Source organism: Streptomyces sp. NPDC046900 (genome assembly GCF_040644975.1).
Lineage (GTDB): Bacteria > Actinomycetota > Actinomycetes > Streptomycetales > Streptomycetaceae > Streptomyces.
Genome location: NZ_JBEYXD010000008.1, coordinates 125,262 through 146,635 on the forward strand (window position 1 = coordinate 125,262; position 21,374 = coordinate 146,635).

A 21,374-nucleotide genomic window follows, 5' to 3' on the forward strand; every position below is an offset into this window, starting at 1 on the left:
GGGAAACGCCCGCCCAGGATTGGTCTGACGGAGTTCAACTCTTTGCCTCCGCCTGCGTGGGCGCCGCTTCCCTGGCGCGCTCCAGGAGGGCCGCCACGGCCTGTCGGCGGCTGGAGCGGTCCTCGTCGAAGCCCTGGTCGGCGGCCACTCCGGCCACCGTTCGCGGTCGCGCCACCCAGCACTCCTCCGAAGCGGACTGCGCCGCCACCGCCACAGCCTCTTGCGGAGCGTCCCGCGCCGTCCCCACCTCATCGCCATGGACGGACGCCCCCCTTACGAGCACCAGCAGCCTTCCGTGGTGTTGTCCGGAACCGTAAGGAAACCGGCTGCTGACCGAAAGACCTGGCAGCGGTTATCGCTGCGGACTGCCCATCTCAGCGGTGAAGAGCACCGGGTCACTCTCGAAGCCCTGAATCATCTCGCGCATACCCCACACCCCAGATGAGCTTCGGGTGAACTCGGCAACCGTCGCGGCCGTGGCATCGGCGACCTGTGAGAAGTCGTCCGCCAACAGCTGCTGGTACCCCTGGACAACGACCACCCCGGCGTTGGAGATGTCCCCGAACGTGCGGGGTGTACCATCCTGGTGGATAGCCACACCGACCACCACACGCCCGTACACAGGCGCCAGCCGGTGGAACTCCAGGACCATCATCTCGACGAACCCGAAACCCATGCCCGTCTGACTGTGCCGGGGCATGTTAATGGTGCCGTCCGGCGACCGGCTGTCGTAGTGCACGACGTACGCCGGCCGCCCGTGGGGATCGTCCGCCGAGTAGGTCGCGGCGATGATGTCGAGATGCCGGGGTGTTTCCCCGAAAGGGCTCGGGTCCCACTTGAGCCGTACCTCGACCTTGCCCAGCCCATTGCCCGCACCACTCACCTTGCCGGTTCCCCTCAGGATCACCGCGAGACCTTCCCGCACGGTCAAGTATGTGTTCCAGACGGCTCTTTGACGCCTCCTTGGCGGTCCACATCCGAAGCGAACCCGGGTCCGACCTGCCTGTCGTGGATGCAGTGAACCCGTCACCCCTCTCCGCAAGGCTGGTGCCCAAACCGCCGACCGTGCATGATCGGTTCCCGGACTGATCATGTTCGGCCGTGGCCGGTACAAGGGGGGGATTCTAATGAGGCGTCGCTGGGTCAAGGTCGTCGCGATCACGATGGTGGTGCTGGCCGTTCTCTTCACCGTCGCGGACCGGGTCGCCGTGCACTACGCCGACAAGGAGGCCACCCACCTCGCCGCAGAGAAGTACGGCTACCAGAACTCCACCGACGGACACCTGGACGTGTCCATCGAGGGCTTTCCCTTCCTGACCCAGGCGTTCAGCCAGAACTTCGACCATGTCAGCCTGAATGCAGGACAGTTCACCATCGACACCACGAACAATGCCCAGGGTGGCTACCTGCCCGTCAAGCAGCTCCAGCTCGACCTGCACGGCGTGCAGGTGACCTCCCTGACCGCACGCAGTGCCGACGCGAACCTCGCCACGGGTACCTTGACGCTCTCGTACGAGGCGCTGTCCGGCGTGGTCACACGGCTGGCGGGCAGCGGCGGCCCCATCCACATCTCGCAGGCCGCCGGTTCGGCGGGGCAGGCCGCTCGGGTCAAGGTCACGGGCACCGTCGGCGGGCGCGAGCTGAACAGCACGGGCACGCTGCTCGCCCAGGGAAATGAAATCTCCCTCAGCCTTCCCGGGGCCGAACAACCGACGGCCACCTGGCGGGTCCAGCTCCCCGAGAACGTCGGCTTCACCGCGGCGCGCGCCACCTCGGACGGTGTGCAGATCAGCATGGTCGGTCACCTGGTGAATCTCGGCTACTCACGCTTCACCAGGTGAGCCGACTCTGTCCCTCGGCCCTGTTCGGCCGAGAAGCCAGGACGTCGCAGCTCGGACGGCGAAGGCGACCAGGACAGGGCTCAGGGGAAGGCCGCCGTCGCGGGGGAAGATGCAGGGCGGCGGCGCGCCGCCGAGCCAAACCAGTGAGCAGCATTCGCCGAGGGTGACCGCTGGACACTCGGTTCGCTGCGGCCGTGGCCGGTGGTGTCGTCACGGTGGACGACGGGGATGTCCTTCCAGGGCAGGCTGTGCAGCTGGCGGGCGAGCTTCTTCTGGTGCCCTTGACCGTGAACAGGTAGTGGACGCCGCGCGGTTTCAGGTGGGTGGCACGGTCGCGTTGAGCGTGCAGGGCGTCCACGGTGACGATCGCGTGGGTGAGGTCGGTGTCGTCGATGCCGCGACCCTGTCGCCGCGCTCCAGGGCCGCCTGCGCGTACTCGCTGCCGAAGCCGCGGGAGGAACGGGTGACGCAGCGGGGGTGCACCCGCCAAGATGTTGCACCAGATCGAACAGCGTCCACTCGACGGGTCGGCACCTGCACGTCGAGGCTAGGCACGAAGGCGACGGCGGCCGAGAACGCGACCGACCGTGCGTCGATCAGCCGCAGCAGAACGGGGCAGCAAATGTCCTTGCCGCGCCGGATGCCTACTGTCAGGCCCGGACAACCGCCGTCGATTTTCACAGCGGTACAGCGAGCACGGCGGGAGCGCGAAACCGGCCGCGTGCCCTCGGACGAGACGAGGCAGTGCCCTCATCCCGGAATGATCAGTGATTCGGACGGCTCCGGTGGTGACGCCGACTGGAGTGGCCAGACGCGCCGACGTCGCACCGGGCCGTCAGCTACGTCCTGGCCACCGTGCAACGTCGGCGGCCGGACGTCCTGGCCGGAATTCCAGCGCGGCGGCGCCACCGACCTGAGCCAACCGCAGCTGGGCCATTCCCTCAGGCGAGACCGCCGGCTACGTCCCGCCCGCAACGCGCGCACGGGCATGCGCAGGTTGCGGGCCACTGCACTCGGCGCGCGAGTGGATACCGCGGGTGCCGGTGAAGCGGCCAGATCGCGGGACTGATCGACTCAGCCACCGCTCTTACGCCTGAACGACCGCTGGCTCGCAGCCGGGCCGTGCGCCGCACGCACCTTCGACGCATCCGGGTTGGCGGCAACATCGGCGGCGTCCGCCTGCGCACCGCGCTTGCGCGCCAAGGCTTCGCGGAACTTTCGCTTGAGGTCGTAGTTGCCGTCGCTGTCCGGCGCCAGAGGGGACGTCTCGGGGGCAGCCGGCTCCGAACCTTCCGTAGATACGGGCTCTGCGGTCATGGTGACCTCCTGGGTTCGGGGGTGGGCAAGCACAGCTTGTCATGCCGGGCGCAGTACGGGCGCCGGCAACATCATCCTGCTCCGTTTCGGCGGGTATCCCTCTCGCGGCCGAGGGCGTTCGCTTCGTAGGTCGGGGGGCAGGACGGGCTTCGGGCCGGGCCGAGGGTTGTCGATCCCGTGGCCAGGAAATTCGCTGCCAGGGCAATGGCTCTCAGCCGTTGCGACGCACGAGGGCGGCCTTGCGGGCCTCGGCGAGCTTGCGGGCCTCGCCGGCCTTTCGGGACCTGCCGCCGGCGCCGCGGGAGGCGTCCTTGCTGGTGCCGAGGCCGCGGAAGGGAGCGTTGCTGTTCTTGGGTCGGGGGACGGCGGGCCCGCCGTCGAGCGGGGTGCCGGAGGGAGCCTTGGCGCCGGTGATCCGGCTCAGCTCCGCCTCGCCCGAGCGCACCTTGGTGACGGTCGGCTCGATGCCGGCCCCGGCCAACATTCGGCTCGTCTCCCGGCGCTGGCCCGCCAGCACGAGCGTGACCACGCTGCCGGACTCACCGGCGCGAGCGGTGCGGCCCGCCCGGTGCACATAGTCCTTGACGTCGGTGGGCGGGTCGACGTTGACCACGAGATCGAGTTCGTCGACGTGCAGGCCACGGGCCGCGACATTGGTCGCCACCAGAACGGTGATCTGGCTGTTCTTGAACTGCGCCAGGGTCCGTGTGCGCTGTGGCTGGGACTTGCCGCTGTGCAGGGCCCCGGCGTGCACCCCGCTGGCCCGCAGATGCCGGGTGAGCTGGTCGACGGCGTGCTTGGTGTCGAGGAACAGCAGTACACGGCCGTCGCGGGCGGCGATCTCCGTGGCGACGGCGTAGCGATCAGGGCCGTGGACGACCAGAACGTGGTGCTCCATCGTCGAGACCGTACCCGCGGCCGGGTCGACCGAGTGGACGACGGGGTCGTGGAGGTAGCGGCGGACCAGCTGATCGACGTCGCGATCGAGAGTGGCCGAGAAGAGCATCCGCTGACCGTCGGGGTGCACCTGGTCGAGCACGTCGGCAACCTGCGGCAGGAATCCCAAGTCGCACATCTGGTCGGCCTCGTCCAGCACGGTGATTCTTACCCGTCCCAGGCGGCAGGCGTTGCGCTCGATCAGGTCGTGCAGGCGTCCGGGGGTGGCGACGACTACCTCGGCTCCCTGACGCAGCGCGGCGACCTGCCGGCCGATCGACATGCCGCCGACGACCGTGGCCATCCGCAGCCGCAGTGCCTCGGCGTACGGCGCCAGCGCCTGGGTGACCTGTTGGGCCAGCTCCCGGGTGGGCACAAGGATCAGAGCGAGGGGCTGCTTCGGTTCGGCGCGCCGCCCGGCCGTACGTGTCAGCAGCGGCAGGCCGAAGGCGAGCGTCTTGCCCGATCCGGTGCGCCCGCGTCCCAGGACATCGCGCCCCTCCAGGGCATCGGGCAGTGTCGCGGCCTGGATCGGAAAGGGTTCGCGCACCCCGAGTCCGGCCAGTGTCCGCACCACCTCCACCGGCAGTTTCAGACCGGCGAAGGAGACGGTCGGGGGCAGCGCCGGGGTCGTGGCCTCGGGCTGGGCGGGACCGTCGTGAGCGATGCCGGAGTCATCGGGATGCTTCATGAACAGCCTTCCGCAGAGGAACGTACCGAGGAAGGCCCGGCAGGATTGAACAGCCCACGCACAAGCGGACGAACATGCGACTCGCCCACCGCGACGACCACGCAAACGCGTGAGACTAACACAAGGCACAACATCGCGCCGTGATACCGATCGCCCCTCCCGCGTCGGTGACCCGACGCAACACGACAGTCCTGTCGGCTCCATGATCCGGACGATCCCAGCACCGCCCGCCTGGACACCGCCCAGACGCGCACCACACAGATCTTGTTCCATGAAGGGCTGCAAGAGGCCCTGTCGAGTCAACCACAGCGCGGTGCCCGCCCCGCACGGGGCCGCACCCACGCGGCAGCCCGCACGCCGGATGTCTCTGGCCTCGGGCCTCTGCTCGACAAAACACACCGACCGGTACCGGACAAACCCCGAATGAGACCCGACCCGCGAACGAGCGGCACAAGGCCCACGTCGGAACAGCCGGCTGTACGGACAACACGCCACCCAGGCGCGCCAGCTCCGCATAGACACCGGACGGACATCACGGCATTAAGTGATGACTCTTAGTGGTGGCTCTCTGCCTGCTCTCTGCTCTGTGCAGGTCAAAGGCGTGCATTCACTCTACAGCGGCGGATTTGAGTGCCTGGCCTTGCAGCTCTCACCGCTGGAGCCGGCCCCATTCAGGCACAGCTGCGCGATCCCACTCAGGCCGTCCTGTCACCCAGATACCTCCCTGCGACTTGAGCCGCTTCCGGATTGTCAAGGACGGGCAGTCGTGCCGGGCAGCGACATGAGCTCTGCGATCGCACCCTGGTGTACGCCCTGTCGGGCGACCATGGCGCCGACCCGTATACAACCCTCCCCAACGACGACCGTTGGTGCGGTCGCCGGTCAGGGCAGCGTCCACCACCGGACCGTGACGAGGTAGAAGACGACAGCCCAGAAGGCCATCGCCACAGCGACGACACCGAGGCCACGGAGGTTGGTTCTTGCCGCCGGTTCGTTCGGGGGTGGCCGCAGCCACCGCCCGAGCAGCGGGTTCACGTAGTAGGGCATGGTCAGGAAGCTCATGATGAAACTCGACAGCAGGTTGCCCACGAGCAGGCCGATCCAGAGCGGCATGTGCAGTGGGGACAGAGCGAGCGTCAGCAGCACGACAGTCGGGTACAGGCCGACCCAGATGGCGAGGGAGGTCCTGGTCTCGGAGGGCGGCGGCGGTGCCTGCTTGCCGTTGCCCTCGAAGGCGAACCAGCTGCCGAACGAGTTGTCGATCGTGTGCAGCTTGAAGTCACTGAACTTCTCACCCTCGGCCAGGACCTCCTGCCGTTCGGGCGACGTCAGCCAGGCGTCGAGGTGCTCGGCGCTGTCGTAGCGGTACAGCGTGGTCCATTCCTCCTGAAGCCCCTCGATGGGGCGGAAGAGCTCGGTCCCGCGAAACCCCTCGAACTTGCTCTCCTCCTGGACCATGTGGTGCTGCCAGTCGAGGAAGTCGTCGACCTGGTTCGGGGGGACGCGATGGGTGACCACCACGGTGACCAGCGGATCCAGTGACTGGCTGCCGCTGCTGACCACCTGCTGGGTCGCCGGCCCGTCGAAGTACTTGGCACCGACGTCGAGATATGTCTGCCTGGTCCCGCTGTTGATCCACGCCTGAAGATGCGCCACCGAGTCGAACCGGTACACGACGACCCAGTCGGGTTGCAGCGGTGTCGGCGGGGAGATCTCGGCGCCGAGGAAACCGGGGTAGTAGGCGGCCGCGGCGTTGAGCTCCTCCTGCCACGACTCGAACTCCCGATCAAGCCCGGGCAGGACCTTCTGACCGATGATCGCCGTCGCCGCGGCGGCTAGGTTCTTTTCGGTGTTCATGCGGCTCAACCTGTCGACACCGACTGCTCCGCAGGGAGTCGGCCGTAAATGCGTTCCGGAGTCAGCGGCAACACACGGTAGCGGACGCCTGTCGCGTCATGCACCGCGTTCGCGAGCGCGGGGGCGACCGGGTTGATACAGCACTCGGCCATCCCTTTCGCCCGCATGGGCCCCGTCGAATCCGCCGAGCTCACCAGGAGGACCTCGGTACGGGGGATGTCGGCGTAGGCGGGGATGCGGTAGTTCCGGAGGTTCGGATTGACCATGACGCCGTTGTCGTCGACGTGATGGTTCTCGGTCAGCGCGAAGCCGATCCCCTGCGCGACACCGCCCTCCACCTGTCCCCGGACCTGCGCCGGGTTGATGATCACTCCGGCGTCCGCCGCATGCACGCTGTACAGGATCCGTATCTCACCCGTCACGCGGTGCACGGCGACCCGGAACCCCTGCGTGTTGGAGGTGACGCTCCGGGGCGAGCCGTACGCCTTGCGTGCGGCGGTGAATCGGATTCCACGCGCCCGGGCCGGCGCGACGAGTTCGGCCAGCGACACCCGCCGGTCCCCGCAGACGACACCGTCGTCGTCCATCACGCACATCACGACGTGGACGCCCGTGTGCGCCGCGGCGAATTCCAGGATGCGGTCGCGCACGGCGTTGGCCGCCCGCAGGACCGCGTTGCCCGCCACGAAGAGGCCGGCGCTCGCGAAGGCACCGGTGTCGAATCCCGTGCGGTCGGTGTCGGACTGCACCAGACGGATCCGCGAGGGCGTCGTGCCCAGCTGGTCGGCCGCGATCTGGACATGGGCCGTGGAGGTTCCCTCCCCGAACTCGGCGGTCCCGACGGCCAGTTCGTAGATGAGGTCGTCGCCCAGGGTGACCCAGGCCTCGGAGAGGTGTTCCGTCGGGGGCGCGGTCTCGTGCAGGGAACTCGCCACGCCGGCTCCGACGAGCCACTCGGGGCCGGGAGGCGGCCGGTCGGCCGTACGGGCCAAGGCGTCGCCGACCAGGTCGATGCACTTGGCGAGTCCGTCCTCGGTGAAGACCACGTCGTCGGGGCCGTCGTGCAGGGCCACCAGGGGCTCGCCCGGCCGGACGATGTTGCGCCGGCGCAGTTCCAGCGGGTCGATGTGCAGGGCGCGGGCCAGTTCGTCCATCGCCGACTCCACCGCGAACGCCGGCTGCGTCATCCCGTACCCGCGCAGCGCCCCGCTCGGCACGGTGTTCGTGTAGACGGAGTACGCGTCGTACTTCTTGTGGGGGCAGCGGTAGATCATGACGGCGGCTCCGCCCGCGTACAGCGTTTCGCCGCCGTGGTTCCCGTAGGCGCCGGTGTTCGACACGTTGCGTACCTGGAGGGCGGTGAGCGTTCCGTCGGCCTTCGCGCCGAGCTTGACGGTCAGGGTCATCGGATGCCGCGGCGAGGCTGTGGTGAACTCCTCCTCACGGGTGTACTCGAGGCAGGTGGGCCGTCCGGTGTCCAGGGTGGCAAGTGCGACCAGGTCCTCGGCGATCACCTCCTGCTTGCCGCCGAATCCGCCGCCGACGCGCCTGCAGAACACCCTCACCCGATCCGGGCGCAGCGCGAACAGGTACTCCAGTTTGACCTTCGCGATCGACGGTGACTGCGAACTGGTGCGGACGTTCAGCCGACCGTCCTCCATCCATGCGATGGAACCGTGGGTCTCCAGATGCGCGTGCTGCACCCGCGGTGAGAAGTACGTGCCTTCGTGGACCACGTCGGCTTCAGCGAATCCTGCGTCGACGTCGCCGATGTGCGAGTGAAGTTCGAGCAGGATGTTGTGGACGGGGTCGCGGACGAACGGATCGTGGGAGCCGTGCAGCTGGGGTGCGCCGTCGGCCATCGCCGCCTCCGGGTCGAACACCGCCGGCAGCACCTCGTAGTCGACCGCGAGACACCGGCAGCCCTCCTCCGCCGCCCCGACCGTGTCGGCCAGGACCGCGGCGACGCGCTGGCCGGCGAAGCGGACCGTGTCGTCGAGGATGCAGGTGTCGTCCGGGTCGACCAGGTGGTCGGTGTGGATCGCCGTGGTGAAGTGTCTGCGCGGTACGTCTTGCCAGGTGTAGACCCGGTGCACGCCGGGCACCGCGAGGGCGGCGCTCTTGTCGATCGAGAGGATCCGGGCGTGCGCGTGGGGCGAGTGCAGCACCTTGAGGTGCAGCATGCCGTCGATGTGCGTGTCCATGGTGAACTCGGCGTGACCCGTCACCACGTCGTGGCCCGCGGGAGCGCCGATGCTCGTCCCGACGGCCTTGCCCGGTGCTGCCGTCTCCACCGCGCTGACGCCCTTCACGGCGTCCTCGATCGCCCGGTATCCGGTGCAACGGCAGAGGTTGCCTTTCAACGCCCGTGGCAGATCCGCCTTCTGGTCCTCGGTGAAGGTCGCCGACGTCATGATCATCCCCGCGGTGCAGAAACCGCACTGGAACCCGGGGGCGTCCTCGAACTGCCGCTGCATGGGATGCGGGGCGCCGGGCCGTCCAAGTCCCTCGATCGTGGTCACCTCCCGGCCCTCCGCGCGGAACGCAGGGGTGATGCAGCTGTGTACGGGTGCGCCGTCCAGCCACACCGTGCAGGCGCCGCAGTCGCCGGCGTCGCACCCCTTCTTGACGCCGAAGTGGCCGAGCTCGCGCAGGAAGGTGCGCAGGCACTGGCCGGGGGCTGGTTCCCGGTCGAATGCCTTGCCGTTCACGATGTAGCTCATGCCAGGTCCCCAGCCGTGAGTTCCCGGCAGATCTCTTCGGCGAAGTGCCGCGTCAGATGCCGACGGTGGTCAGGGGTTCCGTTGGGATCGGCGAACCAGACGTCGGCAGGCACGGCGTCGATGCTCTGCCGCAGGGTTCGGACATCGGGCAGGGAGTCGAAGACGACGCGGACGGGCCGTGTGGTGCCGGCCGTGACGGTGAGCACCAGGTCACTCGCTCCCAGCCGTTGGGTACCGACTAGGAACACCGTCGAACGGCCGAGCCGGGTCAGCGCGAAGCGACGGTGCGCGGTGCGTTTGCGCAGCGCGTGCTCCGGAATGGTGATGCGTCGGAGGATCTCCCCGGGGGCGAGAACGTTGCGGTGGTCGCCGGTGACGAAATCGAGGGCGTCGACGAAGCGCGCGGAGCCATCGGGCGCCCACAGTTCGTACTGGGCCTCCAACGCGACCGTCAGCGTGATCATCGGGCCGGCGGGCAAGGACATGCAGATATTTCCGCCGACGGTCGCCGCGTTCCAGACCTTGAACGAGGACAGGAATGCCTCACAGCTTTTCCGGAAAAGAATTCCGGCGGTCCAGCCCTCCGGCCATGGGAAGGCGTACAGGTCGCGGACAGTGCATGTGGCGCTGATCTCCAGGCCCTTGTCCGTCGGAACAAGGGGCTCCCAACGCAACGCCGTCAGGTCGATCAGCCGTCGCAGGTCCGGTTGCTCCGTGGAATAGAGCCAGGTTCCGCCTGCGAGCCAGGCGTCACCATCGCGCCAGTCCATGCCTGGCCGCTCGGACGGTCGCCGGACTACTTCGGTGATGGTGTTGAGGTCCATGAAAGCCGACCCACGGGAAACGGAATGCGGGAAGACAACTGTCCCCTGGCACTGCTGGAGTGGATTTCCTGCTGATCGAGCAGGTATTGGCCGCCATCCCGCACCGTTCGGGGCGGCTGAGCCGCGAGGGACCGGCGGGCCCAGAAACATGCGTCATCAGCTTATCGCAGTATGTGGACGAGGGCCCGGCCAGGACAGCTCAAAGTAACCGACCCATCCCGGACAGTCACCCTGCTCGTCGGGGTCGCATCGTCCTGCGGCACTGGTCGTCCACACCCGCGTCGGCGCCGCGATCGCCGGCGCCGAGGCGCTCGCCGTGGCCGCCTGACTCGCGTCGCGGGTCGTCGCCGCACCGGCGCAGTGCTCACTGTTCACGGCGGCAGCCGTCAGGCCAGGCGGGTCGTGGCCCCGGACCATCAAGGCAAACAGCCACCGGACGTCCCGTACCGAGCGTCCGTCCTCGCCGTATCACTTCTTCTTCAGCGCGGACGGCTTGTGCACCGCGGATCTGCCGGACTTGTGGCTGCGGACCTGGTACTGCGGACCGTCCGGCGATGCGTCCACCGTGCGGCCCGCCGCCTCGGTGCGCTCGGTGATCTTCTTTTCCACCTCGCCCTCGGCCTGACCGCCGTGACTGCTCCAGGCCACCGGGTCGCCCTTCTTCAGCTTCTTCGTCTCACGACGGCCCTTCGCCATACGGACGCTCCCTCGCAGAGAGGACAGTGCACGTCCAGCGTGAGGGCGTCCCGAGCGCCGCGCAGCTTCTGGACCGGCGGAGCGGAGGAGCAGGGGCGTCAGTCGATCGCGCGGGGCATGGGCATTCCCCGGTGGGCGTGGCACCGGCCGACGGTTCCGAGTCGCCACCGGCGGAGGGGCCAGTTCCGCCTCAATTCAGGGATGAAATCCTTTTCAACAGCGGGGTAGGCTGTTGCCCCACGCACGGTGAAAGGATGCGCACTCAGGTGGTGACGATCCATGACGTGGCGCGGGCCGCCGGGGTTTCCCCAGCGACGGTCTCGCGCGTGTTCAACGGCGGCAAGGTGACGCCGGAACGCGTCCTCTCCGTCCAGCAGGCCGCCGAGGCTCTCGGCTTCGCGCCCAACCGGCTCGCCCGGTCGCTGCGCAAGCAGCGCTCCAGCGTGATCGCCCTGATCATCCCGGACATCGAGAACCCGTTCTTCACCTCGCTCGCCCGCGGGGTCGAGGACGCCGCGCAGCGCACCAGCTTCTCGGTGGTCCTGTGCAACTCCGACGAGGACACCGACAAGGAGCGCCGCTATCTGGAGGTCGCCCTCGGCGAGCAGATGGCCGGCGTGATCGTCGCCGCGGCTTCGCAGGACGAGACGGACCTCGGGCCGCTGCTCGCCCGTGGCGTACCCGTGGTCGCCGTGGACCGCCGGCCTCACGAGGCGGATGTGGACGCGGTGCAGGTGGACAACCAGCACGGCGGCGAGGCGGCCACCCGTCATCTGCTGCGGGCCGGATACCGTCGGATCGCCTGCATCGCCGGCCCGCCGGGTGCGTCCACCTCCGAGGAGCGCCTGGCCGGGTATCGCATGGCGTTGCGGTCCGCGCCCGACCCCGCTCCGGCCGACGACGCCTATGTACGCCACGGCGACTTCCGCGTAGAGGGTGGCCGGGCCGCGATGCGCGAGCTGCTGGCGCTGCCCGAGCCACCGGACGCCGTGTTCGTGGCCAACAACCTCATGACCATCGGCGTCCTGGGCGCGCTCCGCGAGGTCGGGCGCACTCCGCCGTCCATCGGAGTGCTGTCCTTCGGCGACGTGCCGTGGTCCTCGCTGATACAGCCGTCCCTGACGGTCATGGAGCTGCCCTCGTACGAGCTGGGCCGTACGGCGGCCGATCTGCTGCTGCAGCGCATCGAGGGCAAGCCGTCCCCGCTGCAGACGGTGGTGCTGCGCGCCACGCTGCAGGTACGGGAGAGCACCGCCGGGCCGTGAGCGGGGGGAGCGCGCGAAGGGGCGCGGTACCGGTCGGGTTGCCGGTACCGCGCCCCTTTTCGTGGGCCCGGAGCTACTTCAGTCCGGACGTCTTGATCGACTCGACGATCTGCCGCTGGAACACGAAGAACAGGGCCAGCATGGGCAGTGCCGCGACCGTGGCCGCCGCCAGGATGTAGTTCCAGTTGGAGCTGTACTGGGTCTGGAACGAGGCGATGCCGAGCTGGACCACCGTCAGGGACTGGTCGTTGGTGGAGACCAGCGGCCAGACGAAGGCGTTCCAGTTGGCGAGGAAGAAGAAGATCGCCAGGGCCGAGAGGATGGGGCGGGACATCGGCAGGACGATGTTCCAGTACACCCTCCAGTGGCCGCAGCCGTCGACGATCGCCGCCTCCTCCAGTTCCTTGGGCAGTCCCAGGTAGAACTGGCGCAGCAGGAAGATGCCGAACGCATTGAAGATGGCCGGGATGATCAGGCCGGCGTAGCTGTTGAGCAGGCCCAGCTCGCGAGCGACCAGGAACAGCGGGATCAGCACGACGGGAGCCGTGACCAGCAGGGTCGCGAAGATGGCGCCGAAGAGCTTCTCGCGCCCGGGGAAACGCAGCCGCGCCAGGGCGTAGGCGGCCATGGAGTGGAAGAACAGCGCCGCCACGGTGATCACCGCGGAGATGAAGAAGCTGTTCCAGAGGTACCGGGCGAAGGGGACCTCGGTGAAGACGTAGACGAAGTTGTCGAAGGTGAAGTCCCGTGGGATCAGGTTGCCGTCGGTGACGGTGGCCCGGGTCTTGAAGGCCGAGGTGACCATCCAGAGCACGGGGAAGATACTGATCAGCGACAGTACGACGGCCAGCGCCGTCAGTGTCAGGCGTGTCGAGCGGGGCCGTCGCCCGCCGGCCCGGGTCGCCCGGCCTGCCCGGGCCCTCAGGGTGTCACTCGCCATCGTCGAACCTCCCGCCTCTGGTGAACTTGAAGATCACGGCGGAGATCAGGACCATGATCAGCACCAGGAACGAGCCCATGGCCGCCGCGTAGCCGTACTCGCCGAATCCGAAGGCCTGCTGGTAGATGTAGAAGATCGCCAGCGAAGTGCCGTTGGCGGGGCCGCCGTTGGTCAGGACGAAGATCAGGTCCAGGCCGCCGGTGATGGCCGCGACCGTCGACATCAGCAGGACGAAGAAGCTGGTCGGGCGCAGCAGCGGCCAGGTGATGGTGCGGAAGGTGGTCCAGGGCCCCGCACCGTCCAGCTTCGCGGCCTCGTAGTACTCCTTGGGGATCTCCTGGAGCCCCGCCAGGAAGATGATCATGTAGTAGCCCATCATCACCCACACCATGACGGCGATCACGCAGCCGAGGGCCAGGGAGGGGCTGCCGAGCCAGGACTCGCCGTCGAAACCGGCCGCGCGCATGGCCCGGTTGACCACGCCCGTCTGCTCGTCGAGCAGGAACTTCCACAGCACGCCGACCACCACGAGGCTGATCACGTACGGCAGGAAGAGCGCGGTGCGGTAGGCGCCGACGCCGGGCAGCTTCTGCTTCACCAGAAGGCCGAGGCCAAGGCTCACGCAGAAGAGGACGGGGACGAGGATCACCACGTACTCGCCGGTGATCTTCATCGAGTCCCAGAACAGCGGGTCGTGCATCATCCGCCGGTAGTTGCCGAGCCCGATCCACTCGTACGAGCCGAAGCCGCTGACCTGGAAGAAGCTCAGGACAATGGAGAGCACCATCGGGATCGCGACGAAGACGAGGAGCCCCAGCACGTCGGGGGCGATGAAGAGGCCCGCGGCCAGCCATTCGCGGTGCTTGCGGCTGAGTCTCGGCGCGCTCGCGGATGCGGGTGCCTGCGCCGGTGTGGCGGTGCGCCTGCGCTGTTGTGCGGCGACGCTGCTCATATAAGGCTCGCCCCCTTGTAGCTCTTGGTGTAGGCAGCGATGGAGTGTGCGGCTCTTGCCGCCTCGCCGGACACCCCGCGGCCGGCGAGCATGGTGCCCTGGATGGCGTCCGAGATGGCCTTGTAGACGACCGGGGGGTAGCGCGGCTCGGCGCGCCCGCCCGGGAAGATCTCGTCCTTGAACTTCTTCATGATCTCGGAGTCGTAGCCGCCCTTGGCGGCGCCGCGTTCCAGGGCACTGGCGCGGGGCGCCACATCGGACTTGGCGCCGATGCACCAGTCGACCATCCGGTTGATCGAGTCGTCCTTCATGGACCCGAGTGCCCAGACGCAGAACTCTGCCGCCGCCTCAGGGTTGCGCCCCTGGGCGTTGGCGCAGAAGGACCAGCCGCCGAGCGCCGTGACGTACTTGCCGCCCGGCGGGAGCGGCAGTTTGAAGACGCCGTAGCGGTACTTCGGGGCGAACGCCTTGAAGCTGGAGACGTTCCAGATGCCCTGCTGCCACATGGCGACGTTGCCGCCCTTGAAGCCGCCGATCACATCGCCGGCGGCGGGCAGCGTGCGCGGGGCGATGCCGTGGCGCACGGCATCCTGCCACAGCCCGAGGGCCTGGCGGGTGGCCTGGGAGTCGAAGGCCACGTTGCCCTGGTGGTCCAGCACCTCGCCGCCGCCCTGCCACATCCACGGGTACCAGGTGAAGTTCTGGTAGTAGCCGGGGTTGGTCTCGAAGACGAGGCCCGCTCGGGTCCCCGTGCGCAGCTTGTCGCCGACGTCGAGCATCTGGTCCCAGGTGGTGGGGATGTCGGCCTCGGACAGGCCGGCCTTCTCCCACAGGTCCTGGGCGTAGAACATGGCCAAGGGCTCGACCTCCATGGGGAGGGCGTAGACCTTGCCGTCGACCGTGCGGCTGTCCAGTGCGGAGCCGTAGTCGTCGATGGCGGCCTTGTCCATGTGCGGGGTCAGGTCGGCGAGGACGCCGCCGTTGTAGTAGCGCAGGAAGTCGCCGGGCGAGAGAAGGAAGATGTCCGGGCCCTCGCCGGTGGCGAAGGCGGACGGGAGCTTGAAGCCGTTGAGGTAGGTGGGCTGCGGCAGATAGACGAGGTCGATCTGCGCCTTGTGAGTGGCGTTCCACTTCGCGACCATGTCCACGAACCACTTGGACTGGGCGTTGATCGCGGGGTCGGGCGAGCGCTGGGGGCCGTAGAAGTTCCAGAACTGGAGGTTGCCGCCCTTTGCCTGGGCCGTGCCGCAACCGGTGAGCAGGGGCGTGGCGGCGAGGGCCGCGCCGGCGCCCGCCGCCGCGGTGAGGAAACGCCGGCGTGACGAGGGGGCCGAGCGACCGGCTTCGTTACCGTGCTGGAGCATGTGCGCGCTCCTGTCGGAGTGGGATGAGGGTGTGCTGACGAGAGGCTTGAGGAAAGCGCGGACCGGGTCGGGAGTACGGGAGCGGGGACTCAGTCGACTTCGAGGGTCAGCAGGTCCGGTGTGGTGGGGCGGGAGGCGGAGGCCGGGGCGTCCAAATAGAAGAGCGAGGTGCTGGCGATGTCGTCGCCGGTGTGCCGGTAGCGGTGCGGCAGACCGTTGCCCTGGCCGGGGCCGATCCCGAGGCTCTGCACGGTGACGCGCAGGTTCTCGGAGAAGCGGACCGGGTCGAGGACGTGCCAGCGGTACATCCCGAACCGCTGCTGGCTGCGGTAGAGCCCGTCGGGACGCAGGATCTGGTTCAGCCCCAAGTAGGGGGTGGTGTAGGCGGTGTAGCCCTGCCCGGGGACGTCGAAGTTCCAGGCGCCGCCGAAGTAGTCCTCGGTACCGGTGCCGCAGATCGTCGGGAACTCGTCGTCGCCGTCGAGGTAGAACTTCAGCTCGCCCTCGCCCCACCAGCCGGGGCTGTTCACTCCCCAGGCGAGGTACGTGCCCGCATAGCTGCCGGCGCCGGTGACCCCGTCGAGCAGGGTGTGCACCGCGCCGAACGGCACGGGATGGCTGCGCCGCCACTGGGCGTGGAAGTAGGAGGCGTCGTCGGCGACCTCGTCCAGCTCGTAGTCGACCTGGTAGTAGAGGGTGACCTTCTCGGCGGTCAGATTCTCCAGGGTGATGCGGGCGCGGCGGCGGAACGGCATGGGCCAGTACGCGTTGAACCCGCCGTTGGGATTGGCCGCGACGGGTACGGAGGAGACCTGGCTGAAGGTGTTCCAGCCGTTGCAGAAGAAGTCGCCGAGCGGGACCTCGACGGCCGGGGTCTCCTCGTCCTCCCAGTACATCCGCAGCAGGGTGCCCCGCCAGGCCGTGTGCGGGTCGGTGGTGCACCACAGGTGGCGGATGGTGCCCGGCCCCTCGATGTCGGCGAGCACCGCGGTCTCGCCCGCGGCGATGTCGATGCTCGGGGAGATCTTCCAGCCCGGCCCCAGCCTGCTCGCCGCGACCGCTCCGGTGCCCTCGGTGGCCCGGCCGCCACCGCCCCTGGCACCGGTGAAGTTCTCGGCGCTGATGGAACGGCTCACGGCACGCGTCCTGTGGGAGATGCCGTCGAGTCCAAAGGTCGTCATCGTGTCTGTGCCCTCAAGGTTGAGTGCGGGGCGGGCCCGGACCGAGCCGCACACCCCTGTGAAATCCATTTCAGCGAAACGTAGGGGGGCCTCCAGGGGGTGTCAAGAGCTGAGATGAGAGGGAATGATTCTGATACTCAACGTCCTACTTGTGTAGTTTGGACAGAGCCTTCTCGGCCATAAGACTCGGCGTTGTACGGCCTCTTGACGTTGAAATCGATTTCTGCCAGCGTGCCGTCATGCCTCGTAACGCAGTCATCGGTGTGGACATCGGCACGTCGAGCAGCAAGGGCGTCCTTGTCGGCCTCGACGGCGCCCTGATCCGCTCGGCCGTGCGGGAGCACACCCCGGCCAGGCCGGGCCCGGGCCGCTTCGAAATGGACGCCGCCGTGTGGTGGCGCGAGTTCACGGAACTCACCCGCGAGCTGACCGGCCCGGGCGACACCACCGTGCTCGGCGTCGGGGTCAGCGGGATGGGCCCTTGCGTCCTGCTCACCGACGAGCACGACACCCCGCTGCGCGCCGCGATCCTCTACGGCGTCGACACCCGCTCGGTCCGCCAGATCCACCGCATCGAGGAACGGCTCGGCGCCGAGGAAATCATCCGCCGGGGCGGCTCCGCGCTCTCCACCCAGGCCGCCGGGCCGAAGATCGCCTGGGTCGCCGAGGAAGAGCCCGAGATATACGCCCGCGCCCGCCGCCTCTATATGCCCAGCTCCTGGCTGGTCCGTAAGCTCACCGGCGCCTATGTGCTGGACCAGCACTCGGCCAGCCAGTGCACCCCGCTGTACGACACGCACGCGGGCGAGTGGTACGGCCCGTGGGCCGACGACGTGGCCCCCGGCATCGAACTGCCGCCGCTGCGCTGGCCCGGCGAGGCGGCCGGCACCGTCACCACCGAGGCAGCCGCCGCGACGGGCCTGCCCGCCGGGATCCCCGTCACCACCGGCACTGTCGACGCCTGGGCCGAGGCCCTCAGCGTCGGCGCACAAAACACCGGTGACCTGATGCTCATGTATGGCACGACCATGTTCCTGATCCACACCGTGCCCAAGCCGATCACCAGCCCCTCGTTGTGGGGCACGGTCGGCGCACTGCCCGGCACCCGCAACCTGGCCGGCGGCATGGCCACCTCGGGGGCGGTCACCAACTGGCTGCGCGACCTGTTCACCGGTGGTGACCACACCGAACTGACCCGTCTGGCGGGCGAGTCGGGTCCCGGCGCGGGCGGCCTGCTGATGCTTCCGTACTTCTCCGGCGAACGCACCCCGATCATGGACCCTGACGCCCGCGGGGTGATCGCCGGACTCACGCTGTCCCACACCCGCGGCGACCTCTACAGGGCCGCGCTGGAGGCCACCGGGTTCGGGGTGCGCCACAACATCGAGGTCATCGAGGAGGCGGGCGGCGACATCCGCCGCGTGGTCGCCGTCGGCGGCGGCACCCAGGGCGCCCTGTGGACGCAGATCGTCTCCGACATCACCGGGCGACCGCAGGAGGTGCGCACCACCACGATCGGCGCGAGCTACGGCGGCGCACTGCTCGCGGCACAGCTCGCCGGGGATGCCGACATCGACGCCTGGAACCCGGTACGCGAGATCGTGACACCGCGCGCGGAGCACCGAGCCCGCTACGACGAGCTGTACGGCCTCTACCGGCGGCTGTACCGCGAGACTTCGGCGACCGTCCACGCCCTTGCGCCGCTCCAGCAGCGCTGAGGCCGACGGCCCGACAGCCGGTCTCCCCGACCGGCTCCCACACCGGTGCGCGTCAGCCATCGCGGCGGCACGAAGGGCTGACGCGCACCGCCGGTCCCACCGCGGCTGCCGCCGCCGTACTCCCCCGCCCGGGCCCGGCAACAGTCCTGCCGCATCCGCGCCGACCGCGACCGCGTCGGCGTCCATCGGCTCCCCGGGCCCGCACCTACCCCGGACCACACGCACACCAACGGAGATCGCATGACCGCGTACACCCTGCCCACGCCGAGCCGGCCGGCTCCCGCCGAGCCCCGCACCGTCTACACCGTGGCCAGTGGTGACCTGCGCCCCGCCGCCAACGTCACCTGCTGGCCGACTCAGGAGAAGCTGGAGCAAGACCTCACCGCGGCGCTGACCGACCTCGGTTGGCAGGTCCGCCGCGGCCATGACCACGACGCGGCCAAGGGACACGGCTTCATCGACAGCCAGCGCGCCGGCATCGAGGTGTTCAAGACCCTCCCCAAGGACGCGCCGCTGATCGTCGTCGAAGGTGTCTGGCAGTACAGCCACCACGTCCTGGCCGGACTGCGCGACCATCGCGGCCCGATCCTGGTCGTCGCCAACTGGAGCGGCGAATTCCCCGGTCTGGTCGGCCTGTTGAATCTGGCCGGCAGCCTCACCAAGGCCGGTCGGCAGTATTCCGTGCTGTGGAGCGCCGACTTCACCGACGACTGGGCCCGCGACGGCCTGCGCACCTGGCTGGACACCGGCGTCCTCACCCACGACACCAGCCATGTGCACCCGCTGCCGCCGTTGCCCGAAGACCCCGAGACGGAGCTGGGCGTGGCCCTGGCCCGCCAGTTGCGCGAGGAGAAGGCGATCATCGGCGTCTTCGACGAGGGCTGCATGGGCATGTACAACGCCATCATCGACGACGAGTTCCTCAACCCGCTCGGCATCTACAAGGAGCGCCTGTCGCAGAGCGCCCTGGTCGCCGAGATGAACAGGGTCCCGGACGAGGAGGCGCAGGCGGTCCGCGCCTGGCTCGACCACGCCGGTATGCGGTTCCACACCGGTACCGACGAGGCCACCGAGCTCACCGACGCCCAGCTGCTCAGCCAGTTCAAGATGTACATCGCCGCGCTGCGCATCGCCGACGACTTCGGCCTCGACGCGGTCGGCATCCAGTACCAGCAGGGCCTGAAGGACACCGTCCCGGCGAGCGACCTCGCCGAGGGTCTGCTCAACAACGTCCAGCGCCCCCCGGTGTCCAGCCGCGACGGCGCCCGCGTGCTGTACGCCGGCGCACCCCTGCCGCACTTCAACGAGGTGGACGAGGGTGTCGCCGTGGACTCCCTGGTCACCAACCGCATCTGGACCGCGATGGGCCTCGACCCGGCCACCACCCTGCACGACATCCGCTGGGGAGAGGAGTACGACGGCCGGTTCGTCTGGGTCTTCGAGATCTCCGGCTCGGTGCCCGCCTCCCACAACGGCGGTTACGACAAGTCGTACAGCACGCGGCAGCCGCCGATGTTCTTCCCGCTCGGCGGCGGCACCCTCAGCGGGGTGTCCAAGCCGGGCGAGGTCGTCTGGTCGCGGGTGTTCCTGATGGACGGCCGACTGCATGTCGACCTCGGCCGTGCCACCGCGATCGAGCTGCCGGAAGAGGAGACGCTGCGCAGGCTGAAGGCCACCAACGAACAGTGGCCGATCATGCACGCGGTGCTGCACGGCGTCAGCCGCGACCAGTTCATGGCCCGCCACCGTGCCAACCATCTCAACGTGGCCTACGCCCCCGACGCGGCGACCGCGGACAAGGCACTGCGCGCCAAGGCGGCCCTCTTCGCCGAGCTGGGCGTCGAGGTGCACCTGTGCGGAGACGTGGCGCTGTAGCCGCACCGGCGGGCCCCACCGGCCCGACGTGCGCGGCGCGGTCATGTCGCGGTGTTCCGCCGCCGCACCGGCGGAACACCGCGCACCGGACAGTGAACGACTGCCGTGCCCGGGCTCATCGCCCGTCGTCACCGAGGGGCCTGTCCCGACGATGGGAGCCGTAGAACTCGCTCTGCCGGGACATGATCTCGCGCATCGAGGTGCCGCGCGGAACCCCGTAGACCGTTCCGGGGAAGTCCAGTTCCCGTTGCACGGCCCAGATGTCCTCGTGCCGGTCGGGAGAGATCAGCCGGGCCGGGTCGCCCACGGCGATCCAGCCGATCGGCACGACGGTCCCCGGCTCGAGCCGGGAATTGGCGTGCACCACCCCGTTGATCCGCACCTCGGCGCCGGCGCCGACGACCGCTCCGGGGAAGAGGGAGGCGCCGGCGGCGAGGAACGCCTCGTCCTCCACGCGTGTCCCGTTGACGTGCGCGTGCGGTCCGACCATCACGGCGTCCCCGATCACCGCGGGGCGCCCCGACCGTCCGCGCACCAGCGCGTTCTCCATCACCACGGTGTTCTCCCCGACCGTGACCTCTCCGTCCTCCGAGGTCAGCACGGCTCCGTGCAGCACGCGCGCACCCTCGCCGAGGACAACGGCCCCGCACACCGTGGCGGAGGCCGCGACATAGGCCGAGTCCGGTACGACAGGCCTGCGGCCCCGGTGCTCGATCAGCATGCATCCCCTCCAACGCAAGCACCGGCCCATCACCGGCAGAGACCAGCCGTCTTCCCCGCCAGGCGGAGGATCGCCTGCGCCGTGTCCGCGGGCACCTCCCGGGACGAGACTCCGGGTAGCCCTCGCCCGGTGCCCGAAACGCCCCTGGTCTTCACGCAGAGCGTCCCTTCGGGGGTGCGAACCGGGTGAGAACGGGAGCGACCGCACGCTGCGCACCGTATCCGCCGTACGCGAGGACCTTGTGCCCTCGGTCGCCCACCCGGTCCGCTGGTACGACGCGGCCAGCGTCCTCTACGAGCGGGGGGCCCGCCTTTTCGTCCAGATGTGGCCCGGAGACTCGCTGGCCCGTCTCGCTCAGGCGGCTTTTCCCGACGTCCGCAGCACGAGCATGCGCGCCGGCTCCCCGGAGCACATCCTTCAATTCGTCCGCAGGGAACGGGAAACGTCGACGATCTGACCTCGGTCGGGCAGGT

Annotated in this window: 18 protein-coding genes and 1 pseudogene; 5 read left to right on the plus strand and 14 right to left on the minus strand. The window is 68.9% G+C overall.

The window, feature by feature from the left end:
* Positions 1-34: 34 nt before the first annotated feature.
* Positions 35-175, minus strand: coding sequence for a hypothetical protein (locus ABZ904_RS11140; RefSeq protein WP_359391440.1), 141 nt, complete (start codon positions 173-175; stop codon positions 35-37).
* 177 nt (positions 176-352) lie between these two features.
* A complete protein-coding gene (locus tag ABZ904_RS11145) occupies positions 353-883 on the minus strand; it encodes a TerD family protein (RefSeq protein ID WP_359391478.1) in 531 nt (176 codons plus the stop codon).
* Positions 884-1,127: 244 nt separating this feature from the next.
* Here ABZ904_RS11145 and ABZ904_RS11150 point away from each other — a divergent pair, with 244 nt between their 5' ends.
* Positions 1,128-1,841, plus strand: coding sequence for a DUF2993 domain-containing protein (locus ABZ904_RS11150; protein ID WP_359391439.1), 714 nt, complete (start codon positions 1,128-1,130; stop codon positions 1,839-1,841).
* A 182-nt stretch (positions 1,842-2,023) separates the two neighbouring features.
* Here ABZ904_RS11150 and ABZ904_RS11155 read toward each other — a convergent pair.
* The 7 genes and pseudogenes from ABZ904_RS11155 to ABZ904_RS11185 all read right to left on the minus strand — a co-directional run.
* A pseudogene (locus tag ABZ904_RS11155) lies at positions 2,024-2,235 on the minus strand (ISAs1 family transposase); the annotation flags it as partial.
* A 680-nt stretch (positions 2,236-2,915) separates the two neighbouring features.
* On the minus strand, positions 2,916-3,158 hold the full coding sequence (locus ABZ904_RS11160) for a DUF5302 domain-containing protein (protein ID WP_359391438.1): 243 nt from the start codon (positions 3,156-3,158) through the stop codon (positions 2,916-2,918).
* A 211-nt stretch (positions 3,159-3,369) separates the two neighbouring features.
* The gene (locus tag ABZ904_RS11165) at positions 3,370-4,785 is read right to left on the minus strand and encodes a DEAD/DEAH box helicase (protein ID WP_361822565.1); all 1,416 of its coding nucleotides are present in this window, start codon (positions 4,783-4,785) and stop codon (positions 3,370-3,372) included.
* A gap of 882 nt (positions 4,786-5,667) precedes the next feature.
* Positions 5,668-6,642: an antibiotic biosynthesis monooxygenase gene (locus ABZ904_RS11170; RefSeq protein WP_360998167.1), complete on the minus strand. Its 975-nt coding sequence runs from the start codon at positions 6,640-6,642 to the stop codon at positions 5,668-5,670.
* A 5-nt stretch (positions 6,643-6,647) separates the two neighbouring features.
* Positions 6,648-9,365 carry a molybdopterin cofactor-binding domain-containing protein gene (locus tag ABZ904_RS11175; protein WP_360998169.1) on the minus strand — a complete coding sequence of 906 codons (2,718 nt, stop codon included), beginning with the start codon at positions 9,363-9,365 and terminating at the stop codon, positions 6,648-6,650.
* On the minus strand, positions 9,362-10,189 hold the full coding sequence (locus ABZ904_RS11180) for an FAD binding domain-containing protein (RefSeq protein WP_360998171.1): 828 nt from the start codon (positions 10,187-10,189) through the stop codon (positions 9,362-9,364). Before ABZ904_RS11180 ends, ABZ904_RS11175 begins: the two co-directional genes overlap by 4 nt.
* Before the next feature lie 468 nt (positions 10,190-10,657).
* Positions 10,658-10,885 carry a DUF2945 domain-containing protein gene (locus ABZ904_RS11185; protein WP_361822569.1) on the minus strand — a complete coding sequence of 76 codons (228 nt, stop codon included), beginning with the start codon at positions 10,883-10,885 and terminating at the stop codon, positions 10,658-10,660.
* Between the two features lie 254 nt (positions 10,886-11,139).
* Here ABZ904_RS11185 and ABZ904_RS11190 point away from each other — a divergent pair, with 254 nt between their 5' ends.
* Positions 11,140-12,150, plus strand: a complete 1,011-nt coding sequence (locus tag ABZ904_RS11190) for a LacI family DNA-binding transcriptional regulator (protein WP_359391432.1) — start codon at positions 11,140-11,142, stop codon at positions 12,148-12,150.
* 73 nt (positions 12,151-12,223) lie between these two features.
* On the opposite strand, the gene ABZ904_RS11195 is transcribed toward ABZ904_RS11190, so the two are convergent.
* From ABZ904_RS11195 to ABZ904_RS11210, 4 genes are all read right to left on the minus strand, one after another.
* Entirely contained in the window at positions 12,224-13,090 is an 867-nt protein-coding gene (locus ABZ904_RS11195) for a carbohydrate ABC transporter permease (RefSeq protein WP_361822572.1), read from the minus strand.
* Positions 13,080-14,042, minus strand: a complete 963-nt coding sequence (locus ABZ904_RS11200) for a sugar ABC transporter permease (RefSeq protein ID WP_361822575.1) — start codon at positions 14,040-14,042, stop codon at positions 13,080-13,082. The genes ABZ904_RS11195 and ABZ904_RS11200 overlap by 11 nt, the downstream gene beginning before the upstream one ends.
* Entirely contained in the window at positions 14,039-15,406 is a 1,368-nt protein-coding gene (locus ABZ904_RS11205) for a sugar ABC transporter substrate-binding protein (protein ID WP_359391429.1), read from the minus strand. Before ABZ904_RS11205 ends, ABZ904_RS11200 begins: the two co-directional genes overlap by 4 nt.
* An 89-nt stretch (positions 15,407-15,495) precedes the next feature.
* On the minus strand, positions 15,496-16,542 hold the full coding sequence (locus tag ABZ904_RS11210) for a glycoside hydrolase family 172 protein (protein ID WP_361822578.1): 1,047 nt from the start codon (positions 16,540-16,542) through the stop codon (positions 15,496-15,498).
* A gap of 284 nt (positions 16,543-16,826) precedes the next feature.
* Here ABZ904_RS11210 and ABZ904_RS11215 point away from each other — a divergent pair, with 284 nt between their 5' ends.
* Both ABZ904_RS11215 and ABZ904_RS11220 read left to right on the plus strand, forming a co-directional pair.
* A complete protein-coding gene (locus ABZ904_RS11215) occupies positions 16,827-18,305 on the plus strand; it encodes an FGGY family carbohydrate kinase (RefSeq protein WP_359391427.1) in 1,479 nt (492 codons plus the stop codon).
* A 240-nt stretch (positions 18,306-18,545) separates the two neighbouring features.
* Entirely contained in the window at positions 18,546-20,180 is a 1,635-nt protein-coding gene (locus ABZ904_RS11220; protein WP_361822582.1) for a fucose isomerase, read from the plus strand.
* A 115-nt stretch (positions 20,181-20,295) separates the two neighbouring features.
* Here ABZ904_RS11220 and ABZ904_RS11225 read toward each other — a convergent pair whose 3' ends face one another.
* Positions 20,296-20,901 carry a gamma carbonic anhydrase family protein gene (locus ABZ904_RS11225; protein ID WP_359391425.1) on the minus strand — a complete coding sequence of 202 codons (606 nt, stop codon included), beginning with the start codon at positions 20,899-20,901 and terminating at the stop codon, positions 20,296-20,298.
* 241 nt (positions 20,902-21,142) lie between these two features.
* Here ABZ904_RS11225 and ABZ904_RS11230 point away from each other — a divergent pair, with 241 nt between their 5' ends.
* On the plus strand, positions 21,143-21,358 hold the full coding sequence (locus tag ABZ904_RS11230; RefSeq protein WP_361822584.1) for a hypothetical protein: 216 nt from the start codon (positions 21,143-21,145) through the stop codon (positions 21,356-21,358).
* Positions 21,359-21,374 lie beyond the last annotated feature (16 nt).

Excerpts from the sequence above, each read along its gene's own strand:
- ABZ904_RS11175 (WP_360998169.1), bottom strand. The coding sequence starts at position 9,365 with ATGAGCTACATCGTGAACGGCAAGGCATTCGACCGGGAACCAGCCCCC.
- ABZ904_RS11220 (WP_361822582.1), top strand. The coding sequence starts at position 18,546 with ATGACCGCGTACACCCTGCCCACGCCGAGCCGGCCGGCTCCCGCCGAG.
- ABZ904_RS11195 (WP_361822572.1), bottom strand. The coding sequence starts at position 13,090 with ATGGCGAGTGACACCCTGAGGGCCCGGGCAGGCCGGGCGACCCGGGCC.
- ABZ904_RS11205 (WP_359391429.1), bottom strand. The coding sequence starts at position 15,406 with ATGCTCCAGCACGGTAACGAAGCCGGTCGCTCGGCCCCCTCGTCACGC.
- ABZ904_RS11190 (WP_359391432.1), top strand. The coding sequence starts at position 11,140 with ATGCGCACTCAGGTGGTGACGATCCATGACGTGGCGCGGGCCGCCGGG.
- ABZ904_RS11225 (WP_359391425.1), bottom strand. The coding sequence starts at position 20,901 with ATGCTGATCGAGCACCGGGGCCGCAGGCCTGTCGTACCGGACTCGGCC.
- ABZ904_RS11160 (WP_359391438.1), bottom strand. The coding sequence starts at position 3,158 with ATGACCGCAGAGCCCGTATCTACGGAAGGTTCGGAGCCGGCTGCCCCC.
- ABZ904_RS11165 (WP_361822565.1), bottom strand. The coding sequence starts at position 4,785 with ATGAAGCATCCCGATGACTCCGGCATCGCTCACGACGGTCCCGCCCAG.
- ABZ904_RS11185 (WP_361822569.1), bottom strand. The coding sequence starts at position 10,885 with ATGGCGAAGGGCCGTCGTGAGACGAAGAAGCTGAAGAAGGGCGACCCG.
- ABZ904_RS11150 (WP_359391439.1), top strand. The coding sequence starts at position 1,128 with ATGAGGCGTCGCTGGGTCAAGGTCGTCGCGATCACGATGGTGGTGCTG.
- ABZ904_RS11200 (WP_361822575.1), bottom strand. The coding sequence starts at position 14,042 with ATGAGCAGCGTCGCCGCACAACAGCGCAGGCGCACCGCCACACCGGCG.
- ABZ904_RS11180 (WP_360998171.1), bottom strand. The coding sequence starts at position 10,189 with ATGGACCTCAACACCATCACCGAAGTAGTCCGGCGACCGTCCGAGCGG.
- ABZ904_RS11170 (WP_360998167.1), bottom strand. The coding sequence starts at position 6,642 with ATGAACACCGAAAAGAACCTAGCCGCCGCGGCGACGGCGATCATCGGT.
- ABZ904_RS11215 (WP_359391427.1), top strand. The coding sequence starts at position 16,827 with ATGCCTCGTAACGCAGTCATCGGTGTGGACATCGGCACGTCGAGCAGC.